13 protein-coding genes are annotated in these 12,643 nt (G+C 34.5%); 10 read left to right on the top strand and 3 right to left on the bottom strand.

What is annotated here, in order from left to right; all coding sequences use genetic code 11:
- Window positions 1-77 precede the first annotated feature (77 nt).
- The gene (gene ychF, locus RMN97_RS10800) at window positions 78-1,172 is read right to left on the bottom strand and encodes a redox-regulated ATPase YchF (RefSeq protein WP_309614531.1); all 1,095 of its coding nucleotides are present in this window, start codon (window positions 1,170-1,172) and stop codon (window positions 78-80) included.
- Between the two features lie 202 nt (window positions 1,173-1,374).
- On the opposite strand from ychF, the gene RMN97_RS10795 reads away from it, so the two are divergent.
- Together RMN97_RS10795 and RMN97_RS10790 are read left to right on the top strand one after the other, a co-directional pair.
- Entirely contained in the window at window positions 1,375-3,828 is a 2,454-nt protein-coding gene (locus RMN97_RS10795; protein WP_309614530.1) for a TonB-dependent receptor domain-containing protein, read from the top strand.
- A 150-nt stretch (window positions 3,829-3,978) separates the two neighbouring features.
- Window positions 3,979-4,506 (top strand): hypothetical protein, encoded by a 528-nt coding sequence (locus RMN97_RS10790; RefSeq protein WP_309614529.1) that lies wholly within the window; start codon window positions 3,979-3,981, stop codon window positions 4,504-4,506.
- Window positions 4,507-4,553: 47 nt separating this feature from the next.
- On the opposite strand, the gene RMN97_RS10785 is transcribed toward RMN97_RS10790, so the two are convergent.
- The gene (locus RMN97_RS10785; protein ID WP_309614528.1) at window positions 4,554-4,904 is read right to left on the bottom strand and encodes a 4Fe-4S dicluster domain-containing protein; all 351 of its coding nucleotides are present in this window, start codon (window positions 4,902-4,904) and stop codon (window positions 4,554-4,556) included.
- A gap of 140 nt (window positions 4,905-5,044) precedes the next feature.
- On the opposite strand from RMN97_RS10785, the gene RMN97_RS10780 reads away from it, so the two are divergent.
- From RMN97_RS10780 to RMN97_RS10750, 7 genes are all read left to right on the top strand, one after another.
- Window positions 5,045-6,103 (top strand): acyl-CoA reductase, encoded by a 1,059-nt coding sequence (locus RMN97_RS10780; RefSeq protein WP_309614527.1) that lies wholly within the window; start codon window positions 5,045-5,047, stop codon window positions 6,101-6,103.
- A gap of 6 nt (window positions 6,104-6,109) precedes the next feature.
- Window positions 6,110-7,228, top strand: a complete 1,119-nt coding sequence (locus RMN97_RS10775; protein WP_309614526.1) for an acyltransferase — start codon at window positions 6,110-6,112, stop codon at window positions 7,226-7,228.
- 133 nt (window positions 7,229-7,361) lie between these two features.
- Window positions 7,362-8,453 carry a 3-phosphoserine/phosphohydroxythreonine transaminase gene (gene serC / locus RMN97_RS10770; RefSeq protein WP_309614525.1) on the top strand — a complete coding sequence of 364 codons (1,092 nt, stop codon included), beginning with the start codon at window positions 7,362-7,364 and terminating at the stop codon, window positions 8,451-8,453.
- Between the two features lie 185 nt (window positions 8,454-8,638).
- A complete protein-coding gene (locus tag RMN97_RS10765) occupies window positions 8,639-9,601 on the top strand; it encodes a D-2-hydroxyacid dehydrogenase (protein WP_309614524.1) in 963 nt (320 codons plus the stop codon).
- A gap of 60 nt (window positions 9,602-9,661) precedes the next feature.
- The gene (locus tag RMN97_RS10760; protein WP_309614523.1) at window positions 9,662-10,228 is read left to right on the top strand and encodes a DUF937 domain-containing protein; all 567 of its coding nucleotides are present in this window, start codon (window positions 9,662-9,664) and stop codon (window positions 10,226-10,228) included.
- A gap of 107 nt (window positions 10,229-10,335) precedes the next feature.
- The gene (locus RMN97_RS10755) at window positions 10,336-10,770 is read left to right on the top strand and encodes a DUF6146 family protein (protein WP_309614522.1); all 435 of its coding nucleotides are present in this window, start codon (window positions 10,336-10,338) and stop codon (window positions 10,768-10,770) included.
- A gap of 32 nt (window positions 10,771-10,802) precedes the next feature.
- On the top strand, window positions 10,803-11,117 hold the full coding sequence (locus RMN97_RS10750; RefSeq protein ID WP_309614521.1) for a DUF6787 family protein: 315 nt from the start codon (window positions 10,803-10,805) through the stop codon (window positions 11,115-11,117).
- Window positions 11,118-11,163: 46 nt separating this feature from the next.
- Here RMN97_RS10750 and folE read toward each other — a convergent pair whose 3' ends face one another.
- Window positions 11,164-11,835 (bottom strand): GTP cyclohydrolase I FolE, encoded by a 672-nt coding sequence (folE, locus tag RMN97_RS10745; RefSeq protein ID WP_309614520.1) that lies wholly within the window; start codon window positions 11,833-11,835, stop codon window positions 11,164-11,166.
- A 146-nt stretch (window positions 11,836-11,981) separates the two neighbouring features.
- Here folE and RMN97_RS10740 point away from each other — a divergent pair, with 146 nt between their 5' ends.
- Window positions 11,982-12,641, top strand: coding sequence for an ABC transporter ATP-binding protein (locus tag RMN97_RS10740; RefSeq protein WP_309614519.1), 660 nt, complete (start codon window positions 11,982-11,984; stop codon window positions 12,639-12,641).
- Window positions 12,642-12,643: the final 2 nt, after the last annotated feature.

Raw genomic sequence — 12,643 nt, 5'->3', positions numbered from 1 at the left:
TTTGGCGTAAAAAAGAAGCTGCTGAATTTCTTCAACAGCTTGTCTATTTTCTTTATTCTATTCTCTATATTCTTAACTTATACGTTAAAACGGAAATGCATCACATCACCATCTTTCACGATATATTCTTTACCTTCTACTCTTAGTTTTCCTGCTTCTTTTACTTTGGCTTCTGAACCTAAATTAGAGAAATCGTCATACGCTATAACTTCGGCACGGATGAATCCCTTTTCAAAATCGGTATGGATAACTCCGGCCGCTTTTGGTGCTGTATCGCCAATGTTGATTGTCCACGCACGAACTTCTTTAACTCCAGCTGTGAAATACGTTTGTTGCTTCAAGAGTTTATAAGCAGCACGAATTAAAACTGCTGAACCTGGTTCTTTTAGACCTAAATCTTCGAGGAACATCTGACGTTCTTCATAGGTTTCTAATTCGGTAATATCCGCTTCGGTTCCAACAGCCAGAACGATAACTTCAGCATTTTCATCTTTTACCAATTCGCGTACTTGGTCAACGTATTTATTTCCTATCGCAGCCGAATCTTCATCCACATTACAAACGTATAAAACGGGTTTGTTCGTGATTAATTGAAAATCTTCCAGCAAAGCTTCTTCATCTGCATTTTGAGCCGTAATTGTTCTGGCCGATTTTGCTTGTAGAAGATTCTCACGGATTCTGTCTAACAAAGCTTTTTCGGTTTGCGCTTCTTTGTTTCCTGTTTTAGCGGCACGATTTACTTTTTCTAGACGTTTTTCAACAGTTTCTAAGTCTTTTAATTGCAATTCGATATCGATGGTTTCTTTATCGCGAATCGGATTTACATTGCCATCAACGTGGATAATATTATCGTTATCAAAACAACGCAATACGTGAATAATTGCGTTACATTCTCTTATATTTGCCAAAAATTGATTTCCTAAACCTTCCCCTTTACTTGCTCCTTTAACCAAACCTGCAATGTCAACAATATCGACGGTTGCCATCTGAACACGCTCCGGTTTTACCAATTCTTCCAAACGGTTTATTCTTGGGTCAGGGACATTTACCACACCAATGTTTGGTTCGATAGTACAAAATGGAAAGTTCGCACTTTGTGCTTTTGCGTTTGACAAACAATTAAATAAAGTTGATTTCCCTACGTTTGGTAATCCTACAATTCCTGCTTTCATATTTCTATATTATTGCTTTTTATCTGTAATATGGAATGCTAAAGCATTTCATTTGATATTATTTTAAAAGTGTGCAAATATAAGGTTTAAATTGTTTATTAAATAGTGGATACAAATTTTATAAAAAAGTTATAAAAAAGTTAAATAAATTATATATTGCACTACTAATTATGAATCCAAATACTAACCAACTCAACATTTTATGAAAAAAATTACTTTGCTTTTATTGGTTGCACCGTTTTCGGCAGTTTTTGCTCAAAATGAGCCTAACGAAACGAAATCAGACACGACAAAAGTTCAGGCGCTGCAAGAAATACAAATTGTAGGTTCCAGAAATTCTAAACGAACGGTTATAAATTCAGCCGTGCCAATCGACATTATTAATGTAAAAGACGTTACAACTCAAAGTGGTAAAATTGAAATCAATGAATTGCTTCAATATTTAGCACCCTCTTTTAATGCCAATAAACAATCAGGTTCTGACGGAGCTGACCACGTTGACCCGGCTTCTTTACGAGGAATGGGACCAGATCAAACTTTGGTTTTAATCAATGGAAAAAGAAGACACCAATCCTCGTTAATCAACTTGTTTGGAACTCGTGGTCGTGGAAACACAGGAACCGATTTAAATGCTATTCCCGCTACTGCTATCAAAAGAATAGAAATTCTTCGTGATGGTGCAGCGGCGCAATATGGTTCTGATGCTATTGCAGGTGTAATTAATATCGTTTTAAATGATAATGTCAATGAATTCAACGGTTCGATTACAACCGGAATTTATAAAAATGATGCTCAAGGCGATTTTCTTCCGGGTACTCCAAACACACCAGGTTATGAATTAGACCAAAACGGAAATGGAAATACTTATGGAAAAGACCACAAATATGATGGCTTTTCAGTAAAAGCCGGAGCCAATTATGGTGTTAAAATTGGAAAGAATGGCGGATTTGCAAATTTTACCGGAGAATATTTGTCAAAAGACAAAACACTTCGTCCTTCTTTTGATTTCAGAAAAGGTTTTGGAGATGCCGAAATCAAGAGTTATAATCTGATGGTAAACCTACAGATTCCGCTTTCAAAAAATATTGACTTTTATGCTTTTGGCGGAAGAAACAACAGAAACACAGATGCCTATGCGTTTACCAGAAATGGCGGTGAAAGAGTTGTAGAATCAATTTATCCTGGTGGTTACACGCCACGAATTACTTCTGAAATAATTGATAATTCTGCTGCTTTTGGTTTTAAAGCTAAAGCCGGTGACTGGAAAATTGATTTAAGTAATGCTTTTGGGCAAAATCAATTTGATTATACAATCAAAGGAACCATCAATGCGAGTTTGGAAGATGCATCTCCAACCGAGTTTGATGCCGGTGGATTTAGCTTAAGCCAAAACACAACAAACTTAGACTTTACGAGAAACTTTAAATCAGTTTTAAATGGTCTTAACTTTGCTTTTGGTGGTGAATATCGTATTGAAAAATATGAAATTACTGCCGGAGAAGAAGGTTCTTGGGCAACTTATGATACTAGTGGAAATCCAATTGATCCAACTATTACTCCTCCAACTCAGTCTGCCCCTATTGATCCAATCTCCGGTAACCCAAGACCTGGAGGATCTCAAGGCTTTCCTGGTTTTAGTCCGGCTAATGAAGTTAGCGAACAAAGAACCAGCGCTGCTGCCTATGTTGATGCCGAGTTAGATGTGTCGGACGAATTCTTATTAGGAACTGCACTTCGTTACGAGAATTACAGCGACTTTGGAAATACACTAAATCTTAAAATGGCTTACAAGTATAAACTTTGTGATAATGTAAGTTTAAGAGGTTCGTTTAGTACAGGATTCAGAGCACCTTCATTGGCACAAATATACTTTAACACAAGTTTTACCAACTTTAATGGCAGTGGAGCTTCAGAAGTTTTATTGGCAGCCAATGGAAGTGCGGTTACGGAAGGTTTTGGAATTGATAAACTAAAAGAAGAAAAATCAAGAAATGGTTCTATAGGTTTAACTGGTAGATTTGGGAAATTTACTGCAACGGTTGATGGTTATTTAATAAACGTAAGCGACAGAATTGTACTTACTGGTTATTTTGATGCCACTGCATTAAACTTAAATGTTGATTCAGCTCAATTTTTCGTGAATGGTGTAAGTACAGTAACTCAAGGTATTGATGTTGTTATGTCATGGAAAAATTCTTTTGGAAGCTCTAAATTTGGAGCCACATTAATTGGAAACATTAACAGCATGCAAGTTACTCATGTGAATAACGGAGCTTTAGATCAAGAAACTTTCTTTGGAGCACGTGAGATTGCATTTTTAAAGGCATCAGCGCCAAATAGTAAGTTTGGTTTAAACTTAAACTATGAAAGAAAATGGTTTGATATTGGAACAGCTTTCACCCGATTTAGCAAAGTAGTTCTTGTAGATTATGCTGGCGCAAATAACGTTTATGATCCGAAAATTGTAACCGATTTAACGCTGGGATTCCAAGTAATTAAACAAGTAAAATTAACTGTAGGAAGCAATAACTTATTCAATATTTATCCAACGAAACAAGATGAATCTGGAAACACAGAAGCTGGTGGTTATTGGGACGCTGTTCAGATGGGATTCAACGGAGCTTATTACTATACCAGACTTAGTTTCAAGTTTTAAATTCAAATTTTACAACCTAAACAATCAAATCCTGAGCTAACACTCGGGATTTTTTTATGTGAAAGGTATAACTTAAACTGGTAATCATGTAACGTCATTTAAAGATTAGAAAGTAAATTTGTAGCATACTAATCATAAATTTATATTAATATGAAAACTACAATATTAGGAGTGTTTGCTTTTTTATTTTCATTGAGTATTCAAGCTCAAAATCAAAATAAAAAAACTGAAACAGTTATAACAACTACTACTGTCAAAGATGCTGCAGGAGAACATCAGGTTGTTAAAAAAGAGGAAATAAAAGAGGTTCAAAATATCGAGCTTAAAGATGTGCCAAGCGGGACTCTAAATACCGATATTCAACCCACACCTACTCAAGCAACTATAACAACTAAAGTGAGTGTTGATGGTGATGAAAAAATAGTTGATGTTGACCACTCTGCATATTATTCCTATAACGGAGAAAGATACCATGTTCTAGCTGACAAATCCGGTTATACAGTTAACAGCCCAAATGCCATTTCATTATTGAGAAGAACTTCAAACAATAATTATATCTATAAAAACAAAGATAAATTTTCGGTTGGCTATTTTGATGCTAACGGAAACCTGGTTTTAGAAACCTATGATGAGAAAACGGATAAGGTTACCGTTGAAGTGTTTAACCTGCAAAAATAAGTTTGCCCCTATAAAAAAATCCTGTGCTCTAAACACAGGATTTTTTTTTATTCGTTATGAAGGAAAGACTGTCTATTAAGAAGCGTTTCTTCGCTTTCGACGTGATTGTCATCTGGAACGCAACAATCAACCGGGCAAACTGCCGCACATTGTGGCTCTTCGTGAAAACCTTTGCATTCAGTACATTTTCCAGGAACAATATAGTAAATATCATCAGAGATTGGCATTTGTGCCGCATCTGAATCTACTTCGGTGCCATCAGGCAAAATTACTTTACCTTTAAGTTTGGTTCCATCTTTATATCTCCAATCGTCTGCACCTTCATAAATTGCAGTGTTTGGACATTCAGGTTCACAAGCACCACAGTTTATACATTCGTCCGTTATTATGATTGCCATATTTGTTATTTTAGAGAATACAACATAGAGAATAGAATATAGAATACAATAATGAAAATTTATCTTTTCTCTTTATTCTATTTTCTATTATCTTACTTTTGTGTAAAATTACAATCAATACCCTTCATAACCAAATCTAAATGGATACTATTAACGCAAAATTATCCTTTGTTGAACTAGGAAAGTTTTTAAGCCAATTTACTTTAGCCGAACAGTGCGAACGGAATGATGTGCTTTATAATGATTTGTATTTTGAAAAATTCAAAGACTTAGTAGCGCTTTCTCAATCTCATAACGGATGGTTTACGCCGGAGCAAGTTTACTTTGCTATTCAGTCTTGGGTGGAAGCTTTGACGGAAGCCAATTTAAATGAATGGCTATCAAAATACGACTTATCAGATGTGAACCCAAAAACAGTTGCTTTAATTCTGGCCGGAAATATTCCGTTAGTTGGGTTTCACGATTTTCTTTCGGTGTTGATTACAGGGCATAAAGTATTGGTAAAAGCTTCTTCAAATGACCAACATTTGATACAGTTTTTAGCCAATTATTTGATTAGTCTTGATCCAAAACTATCGTATTATATTTCATTTACCGATGGAAAATTAGAAAACTTTGACGCTATCATTGCCACCGGAAGCAACAATACCGCTCGCTATTTTGAATTTTATTTTAAAGACAAACCGAGCATCATTCGCAAAAACAGAAATTCAGTTGCAGTTTTAAACGGAAAAGAAACGCACGAGGATTTGGTTAATCTTGGTGAAGATATCTTTAGGTATTTTGGATTGGGTTGTCGCAATGTTTCTAAACTTTTTGTGCCAAAAGGCTATAGTTTTGAAGCTTTCTTTAAAGCGATTTATGAATATAAAGACGTTATCTACTACGAGAAATATTCTAATAACTACGATTATAACAAAGCGGTTTTTCTGATGAGTAATTTCAAATTACTCGATAACGAATTCCTGACTTTAAAAGAAGATTCCAGCTACGCCTCGCCTATTTCTTCTGTGTTTTATGAATATTATGAAGATCTTGCTGATTTGCAAACACGTTTGACAAACGAAGCTGAACAAATTCAGTGTGTTGTTTCTAATGATTTAGTTAAAAACTCTATTTCTTTTGGGCAAACTCAACAGCCTAAACTTTGGGATTACGCTGATAATGTGGATTCAATTGCTTTTTTATCAGCATTATAATTACTGATGATTAGTAATCCAAAACTACCTGTTACAAAACTCTATGGCCTAGACCATTTAAGAACTTTAGCTATTGCATTGATTTTTTTATTTCATTTTGGGAGGCTATTTCCACATCCGGAATGGACAAACACCATTAGTAAATTTGGCTGGACTGGAGTAGATTTATTTTTTGTATTAAGTGGTTACTTAATTGCCTCACAGCTTTTTTTAAGAATTGCACAAGATAAAGGAATTTCAGTCAAATCATTTTTCCTGAAACGTTTTTTCAGAATTATACCAGCCTATTTAGTTGTAGTTACCATTTACTTTTGTTTCCCATATGTTCATGAAAGAGAATCACTTGCACCTCTATGGAAATATCTGACTTTTACACAAAACTTAGGTTTAGATCTTCGGACACAAGGAACTTTTTCTCATGCATGGTCGTTATGTATCGAAGAACAGTTTTATTTAATTTTTCCTCTTGTACTTCTGTTTCTCGTCAATTTTAAATTATTTAAAAATGCCGCCTGGCTACTTATTTTCCTTTTTGTTTTTGGAATTGCAATTCGCTATTATTCTTATCAAACCTTTATTTTGCCAAACATAAACAGTGATGAAGTTTGGGCGTTTTGGTATGAAAATATTTATTACCCAACGTATTGCAGGCTTGATGGATTGCTAATAGGTATAAGCATTGCCGCATTATTTGAATTCAGAAAATCAATCAAAGACAAAGTAAAAAAGTATGGGAATTGGCTTTTATTGCTGAGCATTGTCATTTTGGTTGCTGCTTATTTTTTATGTATGAATGAACAAAGTTTTCAGGCTTCCGTTTTTGGGTTTCCATTGGTAAGTATTGGTTACGGATTTATGGTTTTGAGTGCTATAAGTCCAACAAGTATTTTATACAAATTAAAATCGAACACAACAACCTATATAGCTTCTCTGTCTTACGGTATTTATTTGATTCACAAATTTATAATACATATTACTCAGGCTGTTTTTTCTTCATCATATATTGAAAAAGAAAGCAACCTGATGTTTTTAATTTGTATTTTGACAACTTTAATTAGTGCCATACTGCTTAACAATATAATTGAAAAACCATTTTTAAGAATCAGGGATAAACTAAATCTATAGCTTATATTTACAGCTAATTGTTATAAACTAAAACGTTTTCGTTGATAACATCGTAATAATATTGCCAATTTCTAAACGTTTTTTAAAATGCGGTTTACGAAATTTGCAACTCACAAATTAGAAATCTGTCACCATGAAAAAACATAATTACAGCGCTGGTCCATGTATTTTACCACAAGAAGTATTTGAAAAATCAGCACAAGCCGTTTTAAATTTTAATAATTCTGATTTATCTCTTCTTGAAATTTCGCATAGAAGTAAAGACTTTGTTGCTGTAATGGACGAAGCAAGAGCCTTGGCTTTAGAACTTTTAGGATTAGAAGGAAAAGGATATCAAGCTTTGTTTCTTCAAGGTGGAGCGAGTTTGGAGTTTTTGATGGTTCCTTATAATTTAATGAAAGTTGACGGAAAAGCAGCTTATTTAGAGACCGGAACTTGGGCAAACAATGCGATTAAGGAAGCCAAATTATTTGGTGAAACGGTTGTTGTAGCTTCATCCATAGAGCAAAATTACAATCATATTCCAACCGATTATACGATTCCAGCCGATGCGAGTTACTTTCATTGCACTAGCAACAATACCATTTTTGGAACCCAAATAAAATCATTTCCAAAAACAAATATTCCTGTAGTTTGTGATATGAGTTCTGATATCTTCTCAAGAAGTTTAGATTTTACACAATTTGATTTGATCTATGCTGGTGCTCAAAAAAATATGGGTGCGGCTGGAGCTACATTAGTAATTGTAAAAGAAGAAATATTAGGAAAATCAGGAAGAACTATTCCAAGTATATTGGATTATGAAAAACACATTAAAGCGGAAAGTATGTACAATACGCCAGCTGTTTTTGCAGTGTATACTTGCTTACTTACGTTGCAATGGTTGAAATCCCAAGGTGGAATTGCCGCTATTGAAAAAGTAAACGAAGCTAAAGCGAATTTGCTTTACAACGAGATTGATAGAAATCCATTGTTCATTGGAACTGCTGATAAAAAAGACAGAAGTAATATGAACGCCACGTTCTTATTGGTTGACGAAAAAAATCAAGAGAGTTTTGACAAAATGTGGAAAGAAGCCGGAATATCTGGAATTCCAGGTCACCGTTCTGTTGGTGGATATAGAGCTTCAATGTATAACGCATTGCCATTAGAAAGCGTACAGGTTTTGGTAGACGTTATGAAGAAATTAGAAGACGTTGTAAAACAAAACGAAGTTACCGTTTAATAGATAGCCCTAGCCCGGATTGAAGTGAAAATCCTGGCATTGCGAAAGACAATCATGATGAGATTGCTTCGTTCCTCGCAATGACAGATTGTAACGGAAAGCCGGATTAGCTTCTAAAAATTAATTAAATAATAATGAGGAAGAGCATGATATGTGATTGCTTCGTTCCTCGCAATGACATAAAAATGAAAGTATTAGCCAACGATGGAATTTCTAAAAGTGGAATTAAAGCCTTAGAAAAAGGTGGTTTTGAAGTAATAACAACCAAGGTCGCACAAGAGCAAGTAGCCAATTATATCAATGAACACCATGTTTCCGTTATTCTTGTGAGAAGCGCTACCAAAGTTCGAAAAGACATTATTGATAATTGTCCGAGTCTGAAAATCATCGGTCGTGGTGGTGTTGGAATGGATAATATTGATGTGGAATATGCTCGTGAAAAAGGATTACATGTTATCAATACGCCAGCATCTTCTTCTGAAAGTGTGGCCGAATTGGTATTTGCGCATTTATTTACAGGCGTTCGTTTCTTGCAAGATTCTAATAGAAATATGCCATTAGAAGGTGATAGCAACTTTGATGGTTTGAAAAAAGCCTACGCAAACGGAATTGAATTACGCGGTAAAACTCTCGGAATTATTGGTTTTGGGCGTATTGGTCAGTCTGTGGCAAAAATGGCGCTTGGCCTTGGAATGAAAGTGATTGCTGCTGATAAATTTGTTGACAACGCCGAAGTAAAAGTAGATTTCTATAACGGACAATTCATCAACGTTGAGTTTGAAACAGAACCAATGGAAGATGTTTTTAAACACTCTGATTTTATTACACTTCACGTTCCTGCGCAAGAAGGCTATGTGATTGGTGCAGCAGAATTTGCACAGATGAAAGATGGTGTTGGTATCGTAAATTGTGCTCGTGGAGGTGTAATTGACGAAGTGGCGTTGATTGAAGCTTTAGATTCTAACAAAGTATTATTTGCCGGATTAGACGTTTTTGAAAATGAACCAACTCCGGAAATTCAAATATTGATGCATCCAAAAATTTCATTGACACCACATATTGGTGCTGCTACTTTGGAAGCACAAGACCGAATCGGAACAGAATTAGCAGAACAAGTTATCAGTTTGTTAAAAGCAGAAAAAGTCTAAACTCATTTTTTAGTTGCAGAATATTTAACTAAATTTATTCTCAATTTAAAAATAAGAGAAATGTTTGAACAATTAACAGAACTAGTAAAACAATTTGGTGTTGATGCTGTAGTGAATAATACGGCGGTTCCAAACGAGCATAATGAAGCCGTTATGAATGAAGCAAGTTCTTCAATTCTTGATGGTTTAAAAGGTATTGTTGCCAATGGAAATGTAGCCGATTTGGCCGGTTTATTTCAAGGAAATAATGCTTCGGATGCTTCAAATCCAGTAGTTCAACAACTGACAGAGAAATTGTCAGAAAGTTTAGGAGAAAAATTCGGATTAGATAACGATGCTGCTTCCGATGTTGCTGGTAGTTTAATTCCGAAAGTACTGGGTTCTTTAGTTAATAAAGCAAAAGATCCAAACGACAGCAGTTTTCAAATCTCAGATATAATTGGTGCTATTTCTGGAGAGAATTCTCAAACAAGTGGCGGTATCATGGATGCTATTTCAAAATATGGTGGACAATTTGGCCTTGACCAAGACGGCGACGGACAAGTTGGCATCAGTGATGCTGTTGAAGCTATTTCTAAAAAAACAGGTGGACTTGGTGGCTTATTAGGGAAACTTTTCGGAAAGTAATCTTATATATCAATTCTATAAACCACTTCATTTGAGTGGTTTTTTTATTTGTTAAAATTGGAACAACTAGGGTTTGTTTTTAGTAATTTTATGCAAACTAATTAGTCATGAAAAAGATTATAGTCCCGTTACTTTTAATTGTTGCTTTGGCTTCTTGTCATTTTGATAAGAATATAGTTTCTAAAGCAAAAACAGCGGATTCCCCAAAAGCTTCAGATATTGTCAGAATTGCTAATGATTCATTACAATATGAAGTCATCATTATTGACGGTGGGTTTAATTCTTGGCTTTATGGAAATGCCAAACCAAGAGGTTTTTATTCAGAAAGTTATTTAGAAAACCGCAATCAAATTTATGTTTCTGAATGGAACCGCAGAGCAATGCAACCGCAACGTTATAATACTAATTTATATGAGATGCAAATCAATTATGACCCGTTTATTCATTATGGGTATGAAGTGAACTATTTGATATACAACTACATGGTTTATTTTCAAATTGCCAATAAACAACAGCTAGGCGGATTTGCTCCAAGACCATAAATTAAGTAGCTTTGTGCAACTTTTTAGAATAAATGGCAAACTTCAAAGAACGTTGGAATATTAAATCAAATTGGCAACTATTTGTCATTATTCTGGTATTTGCAGTCACTGGTTCAACCTCAGCCTATCTTTCAAAACCTATCTTAGTTTTTTTCGGAATCAACAAATCCAATCCTTGGGAATATTATTCGTTATATATTATTCTTATCTTTCCGGTATATCAAATATTACTGGTGAGTTTCGGATTCCTTTTTGGACAGTTTGCTTTCTTTTGGGCTTTCGAAAAGAAAATGCTGAGAAGTTTTGGTTTGGGTTTTTTGATACCTAAAAAAGAAAATCCCGAATAAATTCGGGACTCTCATATATAAAAATTCTCTAACCAATAAAAAACTTTTATTTTTCTTGTTGAATTAAATTAAAGAAATCATTGCGATTTTCTTTATCATTAAAAATTCCACCATACTGTAATGTTGAAGTAAAACTACTTTCATCTTTAATCCCTCGGCTTGATACACATAAGTGTTTGGCTTCCATTACTACAATAACATCTTCTGTTTCTAAAACTGATTTTAGTTCGTTAAAGATTTGCATGATCAATCGCTCCTGAACTTGTGGTCTACGTGAATAATAATCTACTATACGATTCAATTTGGATAAACCAATTACTTTTCCGCTTGAAACATAACCTATATGTGCTTTTCCAATAATGGGTAAAAAATGATGCTCACAAGTAGAGTTGAAAGTAATATCAGCTTCCACCAGCATTTTATCATAATGATACGAGTTTTCGAAAACAGATATTTTGGGTTTGTTAGCTGGGTTTAAACCGGAAAATATTTCCTGGATAAACATTTTAGCAACCCGGTGTGGGGTTCCTTTTAGACTATCATCATTCATATCGAGACCAAGCTCTTCCATAATTTGAAAGAAATGGTTTTCTATGGCTAACATTTTAGCTGCATCTGATTTTTGGAAAGCATCGAAACGTAAAGGAGTTTCTGCCGAAGTCATTTGATGATTGTCACCTATCAATTCAAATAATTCTTTTTCAATGGTTGTGTTCATAAGAAATATTTTTTGTTTAACAAATGTAGTAAACAATTAAACAAAATAATATAATTAACACAAATTTATAAATTATTCAAGCATAAATAAAAACTATACTAATCAATAAAAGAAAATACTTTGTTACTTTGTGAAAAATTCATTCCATGATTATTGCCAAAAATATCCATAAATACTACGATAGCTTACATGTTTTAAAAGGCGTTGATTTACACATTAAGCAAGGCGAAATTGTTTCTATAGTTGGAGCTTCTGGAGCTGGGAAAACTACTTTGTTGCAAATATTGGGCACACTGGATAATCCTGCAAGAGAAAGTGATACATCACTTGAGATAAATAAAGAAAACTTATTGATAATGAAAGACAAAGCATTATCTAAGTTTAGAAATACACATTTAGGTTTTATATTCCAATTCCACCAACTGTTACCTGAATTTACCGCTTTGGAAAACGTTTGCATTCCAGCCTACATTGCCGGAAAAGAAAAAGTAACAACGGAAGCAGAAGCCATAAAATTATTAGATTATCTTGGCTTAACAGACAGGGTTAATCACAAACCAAATGAGCTTTCCGGTGGTGAGCAACAACGTGTGGCTGTGGCTCGTGCTTTAATAAACAAACCTGCAGTTATTTTTGCAGATGAACCTTCAGGAAATTTGGATACAGCTTCGGCAGAAAATCTTCATCAATTGTTTTTTAAATTGAGAGATGAATTTGGGCAAACCTTTGTTATTGTTACCCACAACGAGACTTTTGCCAATATGGCTGACCGAAAGTTGGTTATGAAAGATGGACTAATCGTTTGACG

Source organism: Flavobacterium sp., assembly GCF_031381455.1.
Lineage (GTDB): Bacteria > Bacteroidota > Bacteroidia > Flavobacteriales > Flavobacteriaceae > Flavobacterium.
Note: the sequence above shows the minus strand (reverse complement) of the source record. Positions and strands in the feature narration are given on the sequence as shown.